The following is a 20,024-nucleotide window of genomic DNA, read 5'->3' as shown; positions in this document are numbered from 1 at the left end:
TATCTTGGTTAATTCTTCATAAAGTTTATATTACCTTAATTATCCTAATATCTTTTTAAATTTAATTATTCTTTCCCACTATTATTATATTAAGTAACTTAGTATTTAGTTCTATAAATTAATAACAATTTATAATATAAATTTTATAATAAGAGAGTGTTATGGAAATATTAAAGCATTTAGTCATTAGATGAAATATATTGTAAAATATATTTAACCATGATTTAGAAAGTTTTAGCACAAATAAATATTAAGTGTTTAATTAAATTCTTAAAAAAGTGTATAATAAGAGTATACTATTTTAATTGTATACAAAGTTTCCATGGAAACTTTGATTATTTCATAGAAGATTGTTGTAAAATATGATAACTTATTATTTCATGGAAGCTTGTATAAAAGAATATAATTTATTATTTCATGAAATATTGTTGTAAAGGGTGATAAAATGAAAAACATACTTAAAAATGATTGGAATGAACTTTTAAATGAGGAATTTTCAAAAGAATATTACTTAAATTTACGAGATTTTTTAATAAATGAATATAAAACAAAAACCATATATCCTGATATGCATAATATATTTAATGCCTTACATTATACCGCTTATAAAGATGTAAAGGTAGTAATATTAGGGCAAGATCCTTATCATGGTCCAAATCAATCTCATGGACTTAGTTTTTCAGTAAAACCTGGTGTGAAGACACCTCCTTCTCTTGTTAATATATATAAGGAACTTCATAGTGATTTAGATTGTTATATACCTAATAATGGATACTTGGAAAAGTGGGCACACGAAGGTATACTTCTTCTAAACACAGTTCTTACAGTAAGAGCTGGTGAGCCTAACTCACATAAAAACAAAGGTTGGGAAAAGTTTACAGATAAAATTATATCTCTTATAAATGAAAAAGAAGATCCTGTGGTCTTTATACTTTGGGGAAAAAATGCTCAATCAAAAACTAAGCTAATAACTAATTCAAAACACTATATAATAGAGTCAGTGCACCCAAGTCCATTGTCTGCAAGCCGTGGATTCTTTGGAAGTAAACCTTTTTCAAAAACCAATGAATTTTTAAAATCCATTGGAAAGACTGAAGTAGACTGGCAAATAGAAAATATTTAGGGGAGATTTTCATGTTTGAACTAGAAAATGTATTATATAAAGATATATTAAAAATAGAAAACTTAAATATTCCTAAGGATAAAATAAGTTGTATTATAGGAGAAAGTGGCAGTGGAAAAACAACTCTTCTTAGAATGCTTAATAAGCTTATTTCACCAACTAGTGGGGATATTTTTTATAATGGAAGAAATCTAAAATCCTTAGATTCTGTAAAGCTTCGTCGTGATGTGGTTATGCTCCCTCAAAACCCTATTATGTTTGAGGGAGATATTTTAACCAACTTAACAATGGGCCTAAGATTTTCTGAGAAAAAGATTCCTTCCAAAGAAACTTTAATTGAAATCCTAGAAAAAGTAAAATTAAATAAGTCTCTAGAGGACTCCACTAAGGAATTATCTGGTGGAGAAAAACAAAGAGTTGCCCTTGGCAGAGTTATGTTAATGAATCCAAAGGTATTACTTTTAGACGAGCCTTCTTCTGCTTTAGATGATGACACTGAAGAGTTTATATTAAATAAAATTACTACGCATTGTGCTGAAAACAATATTTCCTTAATTATGGTTACTCACTCTAAAAAGGCAGCTGAAAACTTTGGTGAAAACATAATTAAAATAAATAATGGTAAAATTTTATAACTACGTATTTTGTATATGTAGTACATGTAATACCTGTAATGTATATAATTTGTACAATATATGATATATAAGACATGGAAAGGTGGTGGAAGTAAATATGAATACCATAATAGATTTAAACCTTTTACAGATGTTATGTGCCTATGTGTTCATAATTATTCTGCTTGTTATAGTTAAAAAAAGAGATATAAAGAGAGAACGTGAAATTTTAATATCTTCCTTGCGAATGACCCTTCAGCTTGTTATAGCTGGCTATATATTAGGAATTGTCTTTAAAAATGATAACCCAATATATACTATACTTATTCTTATAGGCATGGAAACATTCTCTATATACAATATTTTTAAGAGAACAAAATTTAAACTTTCAAGGGATTTAAAGAAAATTATAGCTCTATCTATGGGGGTTGGAACTACTTCTTCCCTAGTATATTTCTTATTTATAGTGGTTAAGGTTACTCCTTGGTATAACTCTAGATATTTTATACCTATTGGGGGAATGTTAATTGGAAACTCAATGACAGGGATTTCTCTTGGCATAAACACTCTTTTAGATGGAATGATTTCTAAAAAAGAAATTGTAGAAACTGCTTTAATGCTTGGTGCAACTCCAAAGGAATCTTGCAAAGATATAGTTAACCATGCTTTTGACTCTGCAATATTACCAACCATAAATTCCATGGTAGGTATGGGAATTGTATTTCTTCCTGGCATGATGACAGGTCAGATTCTATCTGGGACATCCCCTACTACGGCTATATCTTATCAAATAGCTATTATGTTAGGTGTACTAGGTAGTGTAACCTTAAGTGTTATACTGTTTTTATTACTAGGATATAAAACCTTCTTCAATGAGGAAGATCAAGTAATATAATTTTATTTATAAAAATGCTTATTAAGGAAAAAATGTTAGTATAAATATACTTCAGATCATCTGGTAAGTTTGGAATATTAGAGCCATTGTGGTAAAATTTTTATATATACTGCCTATTAAAATTTTTTAAAGTAGTAGTGAGAATTTTTAACGTTGTATTAAGGAATTTATATAATCTAACTGAACGATAATCGTGAGTAGGAGGTAATTGAAAATGAAAGCAAGAAAATTATTAGATGCCTTATTGGTTGCCGAAAGGTTAAAAGATACAACTCGCCATTGCTATACAGCAAAAGGTAGGCATGAAAGCGTAGCAGAACATAGTTGGATGATGACTTTGATGGCTTTCTTTATGCGTGACGAGTTCCCCGAAGTAGATATGGATAAGGTTATTAGAATGTGTATCATCCACGATTTAGGCGAATGTTTTACTGGTGACATTCCAACCTTTGATAAAAACCAAAACCATGAAGAAAGTGAGAAAAACCTGTTGTATAACTGGATTAGTTCTCTGCCCCAAAAATACGCAGTAGAAATGAAAGAACTTTACGAAGAAATGGCAGAACGTAAAACCATGGAATCAAAAATCTATAAATCTATTGACAGCCTTGAAGCATTGATTCAGCACAATATTTCCGATTTGTCTACATGGATTCCGAAAGAATTTGACCTTAATCTTACCTATGCTGACGATAAAGTTGCTTTCTCTGATTATCTCAAAACATTAAGACAGGCTGTCCGTGAAGATACCATTAAGAAGATTGAAGCAGGAAAATAGTTCTCTCTGAAAACCGTTTTTGTAATTATGCCTCTTTCAAAATTGAAAAAAAGAAAAGAAGTTAAGACAAAGTAATGTTTCTATGTAGTAAAAACATAAAAAATCCATGGATAATAGGATTTGACCCCAATATATCCATAGATTTTTTATTTACTATTTCTCACTAGTGTTTAATTTTTAGAAAATATTTTCATTGACATTTGTATTATAATCATTCTTTATAGTAAAATTCTTAAATTAAGCTAATATAGAATAATATTCCTATAACAAAGGGCAGACTTGCCCGCATAGTGATAGCTTGTATGGAAGTATATGGTTTTATAGTTGCAGTTAGCCACCTAACCACTTCTCCCAAGAAAACAAGATATTATCTATTAATTTTGTAATTGAATGTTTTATTAATCTCTTTATTTTTAATAAGCCGTAGGCTGTTTTGGCTACGTCTTGTATTAGTTTTATTATAATGAATGTTATTATTGCCGAAACAATTTGCATCATAACTGCATTAAGGCTATGTCCTATGAATCTTTTAATTTTTAAATTTTGCTTAATCCATTTGAAGAATAGCTCGATATCCCAACGTTTTTTATATAACCATGCTATATCTTCACTAGTATATTGTAATATGTTAGTTACAAAGGTTAGTATTTGACCTTCAGAATCAACTACAGTGATAACCCTATACTGATTTTTTGTCATATTAATATCTTCTGTACCAAGATAGCAAATAATATCTTCAATGATATTTATAGAATCATCTAGTAGAGTAACGTCAGAGTAAGTTATTTCAAGCTTACTTACTTCAGTTATAGCAGCATTATCTTTTAATCGGGTAATAAAGCGTATTCCTTTATTGCTAAACTCATCAAACTTTTTATAGTCAACATAGCCTTTGTCAAAGACATATATACAGTTGTTTTCTGTAATAAGTTCTTTCATCTTAGTTCTATCATGTGGTTTAGCATTAGACACAATTATAAGCTCAGGAACTCCTTTGCTTAAGTTGAATTTTGTATGAAGCTTTATTCCTGCTTTTGTAGAGCGAAATTCTGCCCACTGAAAATAAGTCTTGGCCATACTTATAGTTGAAGAATCTATTAGTTTTATGGTTCCAAACTTTTTAAGTTTCTCATTTACAGGTAATTGTTTTAAAGCAGTATCAATTAGTTCGTTTAATATTGGAATGTAAACATTATAATCCATATAGTTATTATAATTAGACAACGTTCCCAAGCTAACGCTTTTTATTGACTCCTTTAGCTTAGAATCAGATTGCATAAAATCATCAACATCCCTTAAGCTATCTAGCTTCGCTAAATGAAAGTAAAGGTGAGTTTTCAAATGATTTGATGCTATATTATAGTCAACATCTAACTTATACGTAGATTTTTTCAAAGTGTTCCAGTTAACAATATCTAATAATTTTTCAAAAATAGTGATATAATTATTCATAGATAGTCAGCAACTCCTTTGCGATATGATTGTGGTAATTATATTAAAGCAAAGGTGCTGACTATTTTCATTTATATATTGCTGGTACACATAGAAATTTATTACAAGTTATTATTGTCAATAGGATTTTCAATCCATTAATTAAACACTAGTGACTATTTCTATGTCTTATACAAAATAAATTCAATATTTATCCTTTACAATCTGGATTTTTCTAAAGTTTTATTTTACATTATGCAAAAATTTCAAAACTTCCTACGCCTTAAATTTTATTTTACTTGAAAAGCTACTAAAGTCTTCTTTATTTTTAACTCCGTTTATTACTTTTACACTATCACTAGTGTCTCCTATTAATATGGCTGCTACAAGTACATCATCTTTGAAGAAGAACTTCTTGTAAATTCCTTTTTCTTTGTTACTCATTGAAATTACTCCTGATGGTTCTTCTGGAATAGAGCCACAGCTTAAAAGTTCTGTGTTTATAGCGTTAAATGAAATTACATCTACATAGTTTTCAAATTGTCTATGATCTCCAACAGCATTTGCTCCTGCAACCATTGCCATTTCAATAGAAGCTGGCCAGTTTCCATATACTCTTCCATTTAATTCTGCAACATCTCCACAAGCATAAACGTCTTGCACTGTAGTTTCCATTTTGTTATTTACAACTACTCCTCTATTTAAAGAAATATCCGTATCCTTAAATAATTCTATATTAGATCTAATTCCTATGGAGAATAGTATCATGTCTGCTTCTATTTCTTCCCCACTCTTTAGTCTAACGCCTTTTACTTTGTGATCTCCAATAATTTCTGAAACTTGAGCTCCTGTTAATACTTCAAGGTTACTCTCTTCTATGGATTTATTGAAAAGTGCAGCGCCCTCTTCATCTAGCTGTCTACTTAAAAGATGTCCTGCTGCTTCTATTACAGTTACATCCATACCTTTTTTCTCTACATATACATGGTTTCCAACTGTGCGGAAATAGGTATTCCCAGCTTCCTCAGCACTCATTTCTTTCATAGCCCATGCTGCTTCAAGTCCTAGAAGTCCTCCACCGATTACTATAGTTTTTTTAGATTTTTTAAGGTGTTTTTTAATATCTTCTAGATCTTTTATGTTTCTAAGTGTAAATACACCTTCCTTATCATAACCTTGTATTGGTGGAATAAAGTTTCTACTTCCATTTGCAAGTATAAGTTTATCATAGGAAATTTCTGTGCCATCTTGTAAAACTAATTTCTTCTGATTTGTAATTACATCTTTTACTGTAACACCTAGTTTTAACTCTATATTATTCTCTCTATACCAATCTTCTTTTGATAAGAAGAAGTTTTCATCTGGTTTTGCATCTCCTATAAGCTCTGAAAGTGCTGGTCTATAGTAGGTTAAGGCTTCTTCCGTTGATATCATGGTTATACTACATACCTTATTCCTTTTCCTTATGGCATCAGCTGCATAATATCCTGCAACACCGTTTCCGATTATAACCATTTTTTCGTTTTTATCTGAAGAATAATCTATTACTTCTTCTATAACTTCAACAAAATGCTCCTCTCCAACACCACATGCTGGACATATCTTTGGTGGTGCTTCTCCTTCAAATATCTCACCACAAACAAGACATTTCCAGAATCTCTTTCTTCTAATTGAAGAATCTGAAGCTCCTCTTAGGAATTTAGCTTTTAATCTCTTACCAAAGGCTTCTCCATAGTTAAAGGCTGCTTTTAAATCTTCTTCAGAAGGCTTAAATTTTATTTTAAGAGGGTCTACAACATCCATTCTAAGTTGATTTAATCTTTCTGTTATATTGTCCGGACCTTCTCCACTCCAGCCATAAGAACCGTAACTTCCTGCAACCATGTCTCCATGAACTATTGGATTTAAATTTATTAAAATATCCCATATTGGTTTTAGGGCATCACCATTTATAGTAGGTGTACCAAATAAAACTCCCTTTGAATTATTTATTTTATCTAAAACCTGATTCATGTCGTCTTTAACAAGGTCATAAGCATATACCTTTACATCGGAATTAGCTTCTACGCCCTCAATAATCTTTTTAGTCATGGTTTCTGTATATCCATAAGCTGATACATAACATAATGCAACGTTAAGTTCATCTTTAGAAAGTTTCTCTGGTGTGCTCCAGACCTTGTACTGTTCTACTATATCCCAAGGATTCTTTCTTAAAACAGGACCATGTCCATTGCATATAGCATCAATTTTTAAATCTTTAATTTTATCTATAGCTTTTAAAACATGTGGCTTAAAAGGACCCATTATATTATCAAAATAATATTTTAAGGCTTCCCTATAATCTTTCTCACTCTCATTGTAGTCATCAAATATATCAGAATTGCAATAGTGACAGCCAAAAGAGTCACAGGTAAATAGCACATTGTCTTCTTTTAAATAAGTATACATTGAGTCTGGCCAATGCAAAAATGGAGCCGATATAAAATCTAAGGTTTTTCCTCCTAAATCTAAACTCTCCCCTTCAACTGCCTCAATATAATCAAACTCTATGTTTGTTATATCCTTTAAGAAACTTATGGCAGTAGCTGAAGCTACAACCTTAGCCTTAGGTGAAAGTTTTAACAGTTTAGCAAGCGAGCCTGCATGGTCAGGTTCTGTATGGTTTAATATAATATAGTCTACATCTTTAAGGTCTAAATTTATGGATTCTAATCTTTCTAAATATTCATCAAAAAATTTCTCTTTTACAGTTTCAACAATAGCAGTTTTATTTTTCCCCTTTATTACATATGAATTATATGTTGTTCCAAAAGGGGTATACATTATAATATCGAAAATTCTCAAATTAGGATCTAAAGCACCGCACCAATAAACATCTTTCTTTATTTCGTACGCTTTCATATATAACCTCTCCCTATTCACAATAATTTTCCATTGGTTACAAATTCTTATTAAATAATAATCGTTATTATTATAACAATAATTATATCATATAAATTTATAAGTACAATAAGTAAATTCTATATTTTCAAATAGTTTATCCGATGATTATGCTTAAAGTTATATTTAACTGTAAAAAAAGTAACTTTAATTATATAAGAAAATAGGTTTAAACCTTTATATTCAACACTTTCAAATGTTAAATCTTATTTAACATTTAAAATTAGAAACTCAAATGAAAATGAAGGAAATTAAATGAAGGATAAGATTAATGGCATTCCTTTTCTGCATTTATAGTTTATACATAATAAAGTAAGCTTTTTAGCAGTTGGTTGAAATTTTCAAAACAGATACCCCGTGGTAAAATATTCGTATGTCAAAAACTTATACTAAAATCATACAAATATATGAAATATCTTTAATTTAAGATAATAAATTGAAGATATTATTTATTTTAAAATAGTAAATTAAATATCTTTATTTATTTTAAGCTAATAAGTTAAAGATATTCTTTATTTTAAAGTTTTTAATTAATTTAGAAGGGGGCAATTTATGTATATTGTAATTATCGGCTGTGGACGTATAGGTAGTGGACTTGCCTTGGAACTCTCAAATGAAGGTCATGACGTTTCTGTAATTGATAGTAATGAGGAAAGTCTTAAGAGGCTTGGTCTTGGATTTAATGGACAAAGAGTAAATGGAGTTGAAATTGACAAGGATATATTAATTAGCGCAGGCATTGAAATGGCTGATGTTTTTCTAGCTTTAACTAAGGATGATAATATAAACTTAATGGCAACTCAAATTGCTAAAAATATTTTTAAGGTACCAGAGGTATTTTCAAGGGTTTATGAACCAAGTAAAGAGTTTATATATAAAAAACTTGGTATAGAAACTATTAGTGCTACGGAATTATTTATAAATGTAAGTAAAAATAAAATATTAAACAGTGGTTTTAGAACTCTATGCTTTATAGACAAGGATTCCTATATCATTGAAATACCCATTGTAAACTTAAAATACTCAAAATTAGAAGAAATTGAGGAAGAATTTAATTGTATAATCTCTGCAGTAATAAGAAAAGGAGATGCTATTTCCCCATCAAATATAGAATGCTTAGAAATCAACGATAAAATTATCTGCACAATTAATAAGGAAAATAGTGAACGTTTAAACTATGTTAAATTATAAAATATTAAATTATTTAGAATCATGATGTAAGCACCATGTAAAAGAATACTCTTAAAGAAAATCATATGTTAAAATTTTAAAATATGGGGGAATTTATATGAAAGCTATTATCGTAGGTGGAGGAAAAGTTGGTTACTATTTATTTAAAACTCTTAGAAATAGAGATTTTCATGTAACTTTAATTGAAGAGGATAGAGATAGATGTACTAAAATCTCAGAGGATCTTGATGGAGATATTATATGTGGTGATGGTTCTGATATAAATGTGCTAATGGATGCTGGAATAACTGAGACTCAAATTATTGCTGCTGTAACAGGAAAAGATGAGGAAAACTTAGTTATATGTCAAGTTGCAAAACTCACCTTTAGTGTAGATAAAACCATAGCTAGAATAAATAATCCTAAAAATAAGGAGATTTTTAAGGAGCTTGGGGTAGATAATACTGTGTGCAGTACTGAAGTAATCTCAGAGATAATTGATGAAGAATTTTTATAATGCAATCAATATATTACTATTTAGTTATGTACAATAAAAATAATGCAGAAGGGGTGAAAATTTAGTTAGACTTTTATTATTGGTCTTTCTAAGATAATTATGCTTAAAAGAGAAGATATGATTTTAGGAATAGTTGAAGAACTTGCTACAACGGTTGTGTTTCTTGGTTTCTTATTGTTACTAAATTTTTTATTATAAGGTGGTAAATCATGCAAATTTCAAGGGAATGGAGTAATGATGTAAATACGATTTTATATTATGTGGGCTATGCAATATTAGCAACAACTTCTTTAATGATCCTCCCCATAATAACATCTCTTTTTTATAAGGAATGGATAGTTATTATAGACTTTTTAATAAGTTTAAGTATAAGTTTAATAATTGGTATTTTATTTATACTAATTGGGAAAAAGCACAATGAAAATTTTCAGTGGAAACATGGACTAATAATAGCGTCTTTAACTTGGGCAATGCTTACAGCTCTATGTGCTATACCTTATTTTTTAAGTGGTCACACTAGTAACTCTTTTTTAGATGCTGTTTTCGATGTTATGAGTGGTTTAACAACTACAGGACTTGTACTAACTCAAAATCTAGATCATTTATCACGTGGCCTTAATATGTGGAGACATATACTAACCTTTGTAGGTGGACAAGGTATGATTGTGCTTATACTATGCTTCTTTGCTAAAAACATGAATGGAGCTTATAAGATGTATGTAGGGGAAGCTAAGGATATAGAGCTCCTACCTAATACTAAAAATACTGCAAGACTTATTTGGCTTATAAGTATTATCTATTTAATTATAGGAACTATTTGTTTTTTCATTGCTGGACTTGTAATAGGTTTAAAACCCTCTACTGCATTCTTACATGGAATGTATATTTTTATGTCTGCTTGGAGTACTGGTGGTTTTGGACCTATGTCGCAAAACCTTATGTATTACCATAGTTTCCTATATGAAAATCTTTCTATTATCTTCTTTATAATAGGTTCATTTAACTTTGGACTACACTATGCTATGTGGAAGGGAAATAAAAAAGAAATATTTAAAAACATTGAAACTAGGAGCTTCTTTATAACTGCTACTTTGTTTTCTGCTTTACTGATTACTGGAATGCAGAAATTAGGATATTATAAAAATGCGACCTCCATATTTAGACGTGGAGTGTACAACCTTCTTTCAGCTCATACAACCACAGGTTTTGCTAATATATACGCAAGGCAGTTTGCCCTAGATTATGGTGACTTTGGCATATTGATTATGGTAATTGTTATGTTAATAGGGGGATCTGCTTGTTCCACAGCTGGTGGTATTAAAGGTTTAAGGCTGGGTGTCATTGCAAAAGGTATTATAGCAGATATTAAAACTAATATAAGTTCCGAAAGAAGAGTTAAGGTCTTTAAATTCCATAATATCAAGGACTATGTATTAGAAGATGGATTAGTTAAAAGTGCTGCAATTATAGCATTTTGTTATCTTGTATTATTTGGTGTTGGAACTTTAATTGGGACTTATTATGGCTATCCTCTATCAAGTGCAGCCTTTGAATCTGCCTCAGCTACTGGTAATGTTGGACTTTCTATAGGTGTTACTGCTCCTACTATGCCTTCTGCTTTAAAAATTTTTTATATTATAGCTATGTATTTAGGTAGGTTAGAGTTTGTATCAGTCTTTGCTTTAATGGGATTTATTTGTGGAGGAGTTAAAAAATTATGCTTAAAATATTTAGGACATTAATAGGTTTAATAGGTATTGTAATATTTTCTTATACCTTAACTTTTGCAGAAACTCCTAGTATAGCTAACTTTAATGACCTTGTTGAAAAAGGTAGAACTTTAGACAATAAGGAGTTTATAGTTAATGGTGAAGCTATTGGTGAAGCCTTAAAAAGAAAAGAAAATACTTGGATAAATATATCAGATGGTAATACTTCCATAGGTCTTTTTATGAGCAATGAATTAGCAAATAAGATAAAAACTTTTGGAAGCTATGACTATACTGGAGATATGGTTGAAATTAAAGCAGTATTTAACGTGGCTTGCACTGAGCATGGTGGAGAAATGGACTTTCATGTAAAAGAATTAAAAGTCATTGAACATGGACATAAAAGTACTCACAGTATATCCAAAAATAAGATTATTTTATTTTCTGCCTTATGCTCAATTTCTTTAATACTTATAGGAATATTCTTTTATAAAAAGGTAAATGCTTCTTAATAACTTTCTAAGTTGCTAAGAGGCTACTACTTAAACCACTATTCTATTTAAAATACAAGAAGCAATTAAATAGCCCCTATGATTTAGCTTATATATTAAATCATAGAGACTATTTTTTATTTTTATCTATATGTTACTTCTATATCTTTAGTAAACCAACTCTTTACGTTCAATGCTTATAACATCATTTAACTGTATGTTATTTCTATATCTTTAGTAACTTATATTCTATTAATTTCTATCAAAAATAAAGGATTTTACAACGGCAAAAAATTCTCTTACATAAAAATTAGGTTTTAAATAAGGATGAAGGCTTGCTGGAAGTCCATAACCTTCAAAGCCATTTCGTTTTGCAAGTATTTTTGACCTAAACATATGAAAATTATTAGTTACAATTAAAACTTTTTTTGTGTGTTCTTGTCCCATACTATCTAACTTTTCTCTTGAAAACTTAAAATTTTGAAAGGTATTTCTAGATTTATCTTCTTTAATGATTCTCCCTTTATCTATACCATTTTTTATTAAAAACTCTTCCATGGCTTCTGCCTCTGTAATATCTTCTCCTGGCCCTTGTCCTCCTGATACTATAACATTCATCTTAGGATTATCCTTTAAATACTCTAGGGAAGTTATCATTCTCTTATATAGAGATTGAGAGAGTTCTCTCCCCTTAAGTCCAGCTCCTAAGACTATAACCATGTCTACAGGCTCATTACTTTTCACTTCTCCATGATAAATAATAATTCCCTCTAAAACAAGGAATAAAGACAGAAAGCATATAATAATAGCTAAAATCATATTTTTTAAAACACCCTTACTAGATAAATAATTTTCTTTTAGTTTTAGTTTTTCTTTATATTTACTTTCATTTAAAAGTGAAAATATAATTAATATTACTCCTAAAACAAGCCAAAACTTAGAAAACGCAATGGGTCCAAAGAATTTTAAAGTTAAAAAATAAAATATGGATATAACCCCTAAAATAAATAAGACTAAATTTTTACCCTTTAGCTTAAATTTTTTCATATTCTCCCCCAATATCAAACTTCATTCTAATATATCCACTTCTGCATTATTCTTTCAGCAACTTTAATTCCATCTACAGCTGCGGAAATTATTCCCCCTGCATACCCTGCACCCTCTCCTGTAGGATATAAATCCTCTAAGGATATGCTCTCTAGATTTTCATTTCTCTCAATTCTAAGTGGAGCTGATGTTCTAGTTTCAATTCCGGTCATTATGGCATCATCCATAGCAAATCCTCTTATCTTATTATCAAATTTAATCATGCCGCGTTTTAAGGAATCTACTACATAAGAAGGAAGACAATTTTTTAGCTCTCTAAACTCATACCCTCTTGTAAAACTAGGATTAATAGAGCCTATATGCTTACTTTGTCTATCCTTTATAAAGTCTCCAACTAACTGAATTGGTGCAACATGTGAGCCTCCACCTAAAGAATAAGCTAATTTTTCATAATGTCTTTGAAATTCAATTCCTTTTAGGGGGTTGCTTCCTTCAAAATCATTTTCTCCTACAGAAACTACAATGGCTGCATTAGCATTTTCCTTATCTCGCTTTGAATAGCTCATACCATTTGTAACTAAGGAATTTTCTTCTGAAGATGATGCAACTACCACACCACCAGGACACATACAGAAACTATAAACTCCTCTTCCTGTGACTTCATCTGTATAAGTTAATTTATAATCTGCTGCCCTAAGTCTTGGATGATTTGCATACTTTCCATATTGATTTTCATTTATAAGACTTTGAGGATGTTCTACCCTAACCCCTATAGCAAATGCCTTTGGAGTCATAAATATATTATTTTTATAAAGCATTTCGTAGGTATCTCTTGAACTATGTCCTATGGCAAGCACCACTACTTCACTTAAGATTTTTTCTCCATTTACCACTATGCCTTTTATCTTCTTGTCTTTTATAATAAGATCTTCTAATTTACTATTAAATCTAACTTCTCCACCTAAACTTATGATTTTATTTCTTATGTTTTTTACAACATCCTTTAAAATATCAGTTCCCACATGAGGCTTTCCCATATATCTTATTTCTTCCTTGGCACCTGCTTTTATAAATTGATCCACTATATAGTCACATCTAAAATCTTTGCTTCTTGTAGTAAGTTTTCCATCGGAAAAAGTTCCTGCTCCACCTTCTCCAAATTGAACATTGGATTCAGTATTTAATTCACCGGTTTTCCAAAACTTTTCTACAGTATTACTTCTATTGTCTACGTCTTCTCCTCTTTCAATAATTATAGGCCTATAGCCCTTTTCAGCCATAAGAAGTCCAGCAAATAACCCTGCTGGACCCATACCTACAACTATTGGTCTTGTACTAAGTTTTTTATCCCCTAATTTAAAATCTGGGGCATAAGTTTCCTTTCTTATAGAAACCTCATTGCTATTTATTTTCTTTACAATTTTATCTTCATTAAGACATTCAACAAAAACCTGGTAGTTAAATTTAATATTATCTTTCTTTCTCGCATCAATGGATTCTTTTAAAATCCCTATTTCCTTTATATCCTCTTCTTTTATTTTAAGCTTTTTAGCTGCCCTCTTTTTTATTTCATCTAGTGGTTCTTCTATGCTTAAATTTATATTGTTTATCTGTATTGCCATACCGTCCTCCGCTTTCTAGTACTTTCTCTTAATATCTACTAATTATTTTCATATCCATTACTTTATTTTAGTAGTTATTACTCTATTTTAATATATGCTACTATAATATCAATCACTTTATCTTGATATCATTTAATTTAGTGTCCATGACTTACCTTTATATCTGCTACTTTCTTTTAGCATCTACCTTTACATCTGAAAATTCTTTAGATACTAAAGTAACTCCATGTGGTAGTTCTATAGTTACAGCCATAGTTTTTTGTCCTTCGGAATTTACATTCTTAAGGTCTACATATGCTTTAAAATTATTTTCACTTAAATTCTTTATAATATTTTCATCACCTGAAACTTTAAAGCTAATTTTTTCTTTATCTATATTAGCTGTAATATTATCTTGTATATTTATCATGTTAATCTTAGCCGAGATTTCCTTCTCAATTTTTTTAGAAGTAGGCTGTTCAGTATTCTGATCGTCTCCTGCATTTGGTCTGCTTTCTTTAGGTTTAACTTTTAACTTTACATTTATAACTTTAATATTATCTAAAGTGTCTATGCCTTGAGGAATTATTAGTTTGACTTCTTTAATAGTTTCCCCAGTTAAACTGCTTAAATCTACGGTTTCTGTTTTTAAATATTTTATGTCTCTTACTAATTTTTCTTCCCCTAAGATTTTAACCTTATCTTTAGATAGTTCCATGCCCTCTAACTTAAATCTATCTCCAAGATTTCCAATAGTATCTACCTGAATTGGAACTTCTTTTGTAAGATTAACTCCTATAGAAACATGTACTATAGGTGGATCTAATTCTACTCCATTTACCTTAGCTCCTGATGGATTTACAGGTACTAATTCTGCTGATAGGGTTTTTGATTCTGAAAGCTTAGATACATCTATGGTAGCTACAGCTTTATCTATTAAGTTTACATTTTTTGAAGGTCCTGTTACCTTAACCTCTTTAGGGCTTGCAATGGTATCTTTTATAAACCTATCATCAGATTTGTCTCCCTTAATGTTAATTGAAACTGCAACGGTTCTCTCTATAATCTCATCTATTTCAAGTTCAACCCATAGGTTACCATTATTCACTATGCTCACACTAGAAGGCATATTTTGTACTTCAACTGGAATTTTATTCTCTCCTTTTCTCACTATATACCCACTTAGATCGGCAACTACTTTAAAATCACTAGCTTTTGTCCTATACACATCAGAAGACCTTCCTTGAATCTTAATATCCACATAATATTGCTCCTTTTTTACTAATGTTAATTTATTTTTAGCTAGTATATCTTCATTCTTAATCTCAACTGGTACTTTTTTAACTGTATATGTGATTAAAGGATTTTGGGTGTTTGATATATAAAGCCATAAAACCGTTGCTGCTAGTACACAGCAAATTTTTAATACTAATTTTCCTTTTCTTTCTTTATCCATGACTTCACCCTCTCCATTAAGGTTAATTTCTTAGGCTGCCTATTTTCTATAAGTTTCAATAGAACATTTCTTAGTCTTTCCTTGTCGTAATTTCTAATTATTTTCCCATTTAAAGCTATAGATATAGTTCCTGTTTCCTCTGAAACCACTATAACTATAGCATCTGATGTCTCAGAAAGCCCTATGGCAGCTCTATGCCTAGTTCCTAGTTTTTTATTTATAGTGTTATTATCTGTTAAAGGTAAAAAACATCCCGATGCTACTATCCTATCATCTCTTATAATAGTAGCTCCATCATGAAGTGGTGTGTTTACAACAAAAATATTTTCAAGTAAAGCTGAAGAAACAATGGCATCTATTTTTGTCCCTGTATTCATTATCTCTCCAAGGCCTGTGCGTTGTTCTAGTACTATTAAAGCACCTGTTTTAGTGGCAGATAGATTTTCAACAGCATCTATTATCTCTCCAATAACGTGCTTTCTTATCTCCTCATCCTCTAGAATGTGCCTATCAGTAAAGGTACTCCTACCTAAGTGTTCAAGTGCCTTTCTAATTTCAGGCTGAAATATAATTACAATGGTTAATAATCCAATTGTTATAGTTTCATTTAATATCCAGTTTAAAGTGGTTAGGTGAAGAAATCCACTTACAGGAATTAATAAAAATACAAATAAAATACCTTTTAATAATTGCTCTGCCCTAGTTTCTTTTATGAGATTATAAGTTTTATAAAAAATAATAGAAACTACAATAATATCCAAAATATTAGATATCCTTATATTTTCTATGGTATTGAAAAATCCATTTAAAAATGTATTAATATACTCCACCCTTTTCACCTCAAAACTTTTAATTTAATATAGTGTATAGTTTAATTATACACTATTAAATAATTATATAGTATAAATTTTTATGAATTTTACTTCTTTGTAATACCTAAATATTCATTTTATTCTTTATAAAGTAAGGATATTTATGTATAATTGTTATAAACAGAATTCTCGAATAAACTATTCTAAAAATATTATGTTAAGGGGTGTGATCCTATTGCAAAAGAAAAAAACTTTAGTTATAAGCTCCATTGTTATTCTTACCTTAGCTGGACTCTTCTTTTGTATATATTACTATTTTATAGGCGCAAATAATTCCTCCTATGAAAAATCTATTAAAAGTTACATAACTAAAATAAACAAAATAAACGAAGATATAAATACTTATAGTGCTAACAGAAACTTAAACTTGGATAAAATAAATGCAACCATGAATAAAGAAGTAATAGATAATTTAATCCAATATAAAAATGAAGTTACTAAGTTAAATCCTCCTGAAAAATATAAGGATAAGCAAAAATATCTAAAGGAAGGATTAGAAAATAATATAATGATATATAAACAGTGCATTTCCATAGTAAACAACCCAAATAATATAGGTCTTGATAAGGCCATAGATAGTCTAAAAAAATATAGAGAAAATACTGAGTCAAATTATGAACTTGTTAAAGATAAATCCTTTAACATAGAATTTCCCTCTACTTTAAATTCCTTTATAGATATGGTAATGGATTTTGCAAATACCTCCATAGAAAAACAAAAGGAAGAAAAAGTTAAAGAGTCTCAGAATCTTCAATTTAAAAATTCTTTAGAATTAGCTAAACAAAAATTTGAAGACTTATTAAGCAAAAATAATTATGATGAAAATATAAAACGAATACGAGAGGGAAATAGAGTCTTTGAGCCTGTATTAAATTCTATAAATAAAGACCTAGAAGATTTATCAAACATTAAAATCTCTTTATCTGATATTTCTATACCTGAAAAAGGTAAGGCTCCCTTTGATTCTTTACATTCTCTATTAAAAGATTATGAACTATATTTGCAAAATTTAAACACTATAGTAACTATAGAAAATAATAATCCTGATGAATATATGGAAAATGAAAACATTCAAAAAGATTATGAAAAAGTTAATACCTCCTTAGAAGAAATCTTAAGTAAATATAAGAACTTAAAGATAGATCTATAAAGACATATTTAATAATAAACTTTTAAATTTATGTATTAAATATTTTATTTTGGTTAAAATATCAATAGCCTAAGTAAACGCCAAGGTTTTTTAAATTTAGGTTAAAACGCGGAGGAACCAAATTTAGGGGTGAATCACTATATAGTGAAGGTTATCCTTTACCGAACCCGACAGCTAACTCCGTAGGCAAAAGGAAGGGAGAAATATGAATACCAAAAAATTAACTTTTACTTTTTTATTAATACTTAGTTTTTTAGTATTTTCTACACCAACAGTGGGTGGATTACAACATCATCCTTATGATAATTTAGTTGTAGCTAAAAGTGCTTCTGAGGATACAAAAATCTTATACAATGAAAAGGATAATGCAAAGGCCGTATTCAACAACAATCATAGAAGTCTTCATGTTACAGATGAAGATATTCATCTTATGGCTAAGGTTGTATATGGCGAAAGCAGAGGAGAACCTTATGATGGAAAGGTAGCTGTAGCTTCTGTAATTTTAAATAGAGCAAGGGATAAAAAGTTTCCTAAAACCATAGAACAAGTTATAAAACAAAGAGGAGCTTTTTCTTGTGTTAAGAATGGAAGCATAGAAGTAACTCCTACTGAAGAATGCTATTCAGCAGTTTTCGATGCACTAAAAGGAGTAGATCCTACAAATAATGCTCTATTCTTTTATAATCCTCAAATAGCTACTTGTAGTTGGATGAAGAATACTAAAAAGGAAAATCAGAGATCCATTGGTAGACACGTTTTTTTTGTAATTAACTAACAAATAAAAAACCTTACAAAATTAAAAGGATACTTTAACTTAAGATAAATTTTACTTTAAATATAAAAGTATATTAATATAAATATAACATAAAAAATAATTTTAACTAATAAGCCTTATCATATTTAACTACGATAAGGCTTATTTTAATAAAGTTTGTAATTATTAATTCTATACATCTTCTACATATCCAATTCATCTAAATAGTTAACAGCTTCTGCTGAAGCTATAAGCCCTTCAGATGCAGCTACCATAAATCTATAAGGTCTTCCTGTACAATCTCCTGCTGCAAAACACCCTTTAAGATTAGTCTCCATATTCTTATCTACCTTTATAAAACCATTTTCCAATTCTATGCTCGGTATTAAAGCTTCATATTCAGCAACTTCTTTTAATATAAAGATTCCTTCAACTTCTAGTTCACTATTCTCTAAAACTAAGGTTTCTATAACTTCATTTCCTTTTACTTCTACAGCCTTTTCGTTTACTACCTTAATATTTTTATTTGAAATAGTATTTTTAAAGTCTTTATACATAGGTATATAATAAACCTTTGCTCCCATATTTGCTATATACATAGCCTCTTCTTCAGACCTTTTGCTATAACCTACTACTGCAACTGTGCTTTCGCTATACAAAGGAGCATCGCAACTTGCACAATAACTTATACCCTTTCCATGAAACTTCTCTTCATTTACTAAAGGTTTACCATAGTTTGCTCCTGTAGCAACTATTATAGACTTAGCTTCATAGGTTTTATCCCCAGAAATTATAGTATAATAATCACCCATAGCGTATACATTATTTACTCTTTCACAAGTTATTGAAATTCCTAAGGATTCTATATGATTTTTAAAATGATTTTTAAGTTCTACTCCTGTTATTCTATGAAATCCTAAATAGTTATTTATCTCTCTTGCTCTAACTAATTTTTCACTTAATTCCTCTGATCCAAAAATTATAAAATCTTTACCCTTACGTTTAAGATTAATAGCAGCCTCTAACCCTGCAGGTCCACTACCAATTATAGCTACATCGTATCTATTCATTTTCTACCTCTTCCTATAAGTTCTTTTGTATAAACTTTTCAATGTCCTGTTTTGGTTTAAATCCAGTAACCATATCTTTTAATTCACCTTTGTTAAACACCATAAGTGTAGGTAAGTTTTTAACGTTAAATCTTTGTGCTAATTGCGGATTTTCCTCTACATTTATTTTAACAAATTTTACTTTTGATCCTATTTCTTCAGATACTTCTTCTAAGACTACCCCTAACATTTTACATGGATTACACCAAGAAGCCCAAAAATCAGCTACAACAAGGTTTCCTTCTTCTAATACCTCTTTATCAAAGTTCATTCCACTTATATCTATCATTTCCATTCCTCCATATTAATTTATACCTTTTTAGTGCATCATTAGAAATAGAATTCTAAGCTATATATGCAGTGGTAC

General features: G+C 29.7%; 19 protein-coding genes and 1 riboswitch. Of the genes, 10 read left to right on the top strand and 9 right to left on the bottom strand.

All coding sequences use genetic code 11. The features are described from left to right. Positions 1-445 precede the first annotated feature (445 nt). The 4 genes from FNZ64_RS06590 to FNZ64_RS06575 all read left to right on the top strand — a co-directional run bounded on the left by FNZ64_RS06590 (position 446) and on the right by FNZ64_RS06575 (position 3,410). The gene (locus FNZ64_RS06590) at positions 446-1,123 is read left to right on the top strand and encodes a uracil-DNA glycosylase (protein WP_142414051.1); all 678 of its coding nucleotides are present in this window, start codon (positions 446-448) and stop codon (positions 1,121-1,123) included. A gap of 11 nt (positions 1,124-1,134) precedes the next feature. Continuing rightward, positions 1,135-1,758 (top strand): ABC transporter ATP-binding protein, encoded by a 624-nt coding sequence (locus FNZ64_RS06585; protein WP_142414050.1) that lies wholly within the window; start codon positions 1,135-1,137, stop codon positions 1,756-1,758. Between the two features lie 97 nt (positions 1,759-1,855). Further along, on the top strand, positions 1,856-2,632 hold the full coding sequence (locus tag FNZ64_RS06580; RefSeq protein WP_142414049.1) for an ABC transporter permease: 777 nt from the start codon (positions 1,856-1,858) through the stop codon (positions 2,630-2,632). A gap of 214 nt (positions 2,633-2,846) precedes the next feature. Further along, positions 2,847-3,410 carry an HD domain-containing protein gene (locus FNZ64_RS06575; protein WP_142414048.1) on the top strand — a complete coding sequence of 188 codons (564 nt, stop codon included), beginning with the start codon at positions 2,847-2,849 and terminating at the stop codon, positions 3,408-3,410. Between the two features lie 330 nt (positions 3,411-3,740). Here FNZ64_RS06575 and FNZ64_RS06570 read toward each other — a convergent pair whose 3' ends face one another. Together FNZ64_RS06570 and FNZ64_RS06565 are read right to left on the bottom strand one after the other, a co-directional pair. After that, positions 3,741-4,862, bottom strand: a complete 1,122-nt coding sequence (locus FNZ64_RS06570; protein WP_142412845.1) for an IS4 family transposase — start codon at positions 4,860-4,862, stop codon at positions 3,741-3,743. Positions 4,863-5,117: 255 nt separating this feature from the next. Next, a complete protein-coding gene (locus FNZ64_RS06565) occupies positions 5,118-7,742 on the bottom strand; it encodes an FAD-dependent oxidoreductase (RefSeq protein WP_142414047.1) in 2,625 nt (874 codons plus the stop codon). A gap of 591 nt (positions 7,743-8,333) precedes the next feature. Here FNZ64_RS06565 and FNZ64_RS06560 point away from each other — a divergent pair. Then, on the top strand, positions 8,334-8,972 hold the full coding sequence (locus tag FNZ64_RS06560; RefSeq protein WP_142414046.1) for a potassium channel family protein: 639 nt from the start codon (positions 8,334-8,336) through the stop codon (positions 8,970-8,972). A gap of 97 nt (positions 8,973-9,069) precedes the next feature. After that, positions 9,070-9,468, top strand: coding sequence for a potassium channel family protein (locus FNZ64_RS06555; RefSeq protein WP_142414045.1), 399 nt, complete (start codon positions 9,070-9,072; stop codon positions 9,466-9,468). A gap of 65 nt (positions 9,469-9,533) precedes the next feature. Here the strand turns inward: FNZ64_RS06555 and FNZ64_RS14655 are convergent, their stop codons facing one another. Then, on the bottom strand, positions 9,534-9,683 hold the full coding sequence (locus tag FNZ64_RS14655; RefSeq protein ID WP_185903702.1) for a hypothetical protein: 150 nt from the start codon (positions 9,681-9,683) through the stop codon (positions 9,534-9,536). Here FNZ64_RS14655 and FNZ64_RS06550 point away from each other — a divergent pair. Both FNZ64_RS06550 and FNZ64_RS06545 read left to right on the top strand, forming a co-directional pair. Beyond that, positions 9,678-11,210, top strand: a complete 1,533-nt coding sequence (locus tag FNZ64_RS06550; protein ID WP_142414044.1) for a TrkH family potassium uptake protein — start codon at positions 9,678-9,680, stop codon at positions 11,208-11,210. The two genes, FNZ64_RS14655 and FNZ64_RS06550, sit on opposite strands and share 6 nt — an antisense overlap. Further along, positions 11,186-11,689: a hypothetical protein gene (locus FNZ64_RS06545; protein ID WP_142414043.1), complete on the top strand. Its 504-nt coding sequence runs from the start codon at positions 11,186-11,188 to the stop codon at positions 11,687-11,689. The genes FNZ64_RS06550 and FNZ64_RS06545 overlap by 25 nt, the downstream gene beginning before the upstream one ends. Before the next feature lie 231 nt (positions 11,690-11,920). Here the strand turns inward: FNZ64_RS06545 and FNZ64_RS06540 are convergent, their stop codons facing one another. From FNZ64_RS06540 to cdaA, 4 genes are all read right to left on the bottom strand, one after another. Continuing rightward, entirely contained in the window at positions 11,921-12,715 is a 795-nt protein-coding gene (locus tag FNZ64_RS06540) for a YdcF family protein (RefSeq protein WP_142414042.1), read from the bottom strand. 26 nt (positions 12,716-12,741) lie between these two features. Continuing rightward, positions 12,742-14,337 (bottom strand): NAD(P)/FAD-dependent oxidoreductase, encoded by a 1,596-nt coding sequence (locus tag FNZ64_RS06535; RefSeq protein WP_142414041.1) that lies wholly within the window; start codon positions 14,335-14,337, stop codon positions 12,742-12,744. A gap of 166 nt (positions 14,338-14,503) precedes the next feature. Then, positions 14,504-15,772, bottom strand: coding sequence for a CdaR family protein (locus tag FNZ64_RS06530; protein WP_142414040.1), 1,269 nt, complete (start codon positions 15,770-15,772; stop codon positions 14,504-14,506). Next, entirely contained in the window at positions 15,745-16,602 is an 858-nt protein-coding gene (gene cdaA, locus FNZ64_RS06525) for a diadenylate cyclase CdaA (protein WP_243129213.1), read from the bottom strand. The genes FNZ64_RS06530 and cdaA overlap by 28 nt, the downstream gene beginning before the upstream one ends. Positions 16,603-16,819: 217 nt before the next feature. On the opposite strand from cdaA, the gene FNZ64_RS06520 reads away from it, so the two are divergent. After that, entirely contained in the window at positions 16,820-17,794 is a 975-nt protein-coding gene (locus FNZ64_RS06520; protein WP_142414039.1) for a hypothetical protein, read from the top strand. Between the two features lie 68 nt (positions 17,795-17,862). After that, positions 17,863-17,998: riboswitch (cyclic di-AMP (ydaO/yuaA leader) on the top strand. 1 nt (position 17,999) lies between these two features. Next, the gene (locus FNZ64_RS06515) at positions 18,000-18,569 is read left to right on the top strand and encodes a cell wall hydrolase (RefSeq protein WP_142414038.1); all 570 of its coding nucleotides are present in this window, start codon (positions 18,000-18,002) and stop codon (positions 18,567-18,569) included. Between the two features lie 182 nt (positions 18,570-18,751). On the opposite strand, the gene FNZ64_RS06510 is transcribed toward FNZ64_RS06515, so the two are convergent. After that, positions 18,752-19,618, bottom strand: coding sequence for an NAD(P)/FAD-dependent oxidoreductase (locus FNZ64_RS06510; protein ID WP_142414037.1), 867 nt, complete (start codon positions 19,616-19,618; stop codon positions 18,752-18,754). Positions 19,619-19,631: 13 nt separating this feature from the next. Next, entirely contained in the window at positions 19,632-19,946 is a 315-nt protein-coding gene (gene trxA / locus FNZ64_RS06505; protein ID WP_142414036.1) for a thioredoxin, read from the bottom strand. Positions 19,947-20,024: the final 78 nt, after the last annotated feature.

Origin of the sequence: Hathewaya massiliensis, from assembly GCF_902143515.1 — a bacterium.
Classification (GTDB): domain Bacteria; phylum Bacillota; class Clostridia; order Clostridiales; family Clostridiaceae; genus Hathewaya; species Hathewaya massiliensis.
This window is presented reverse-complemented; position numbering and strand designations above follow the sequence as displayed.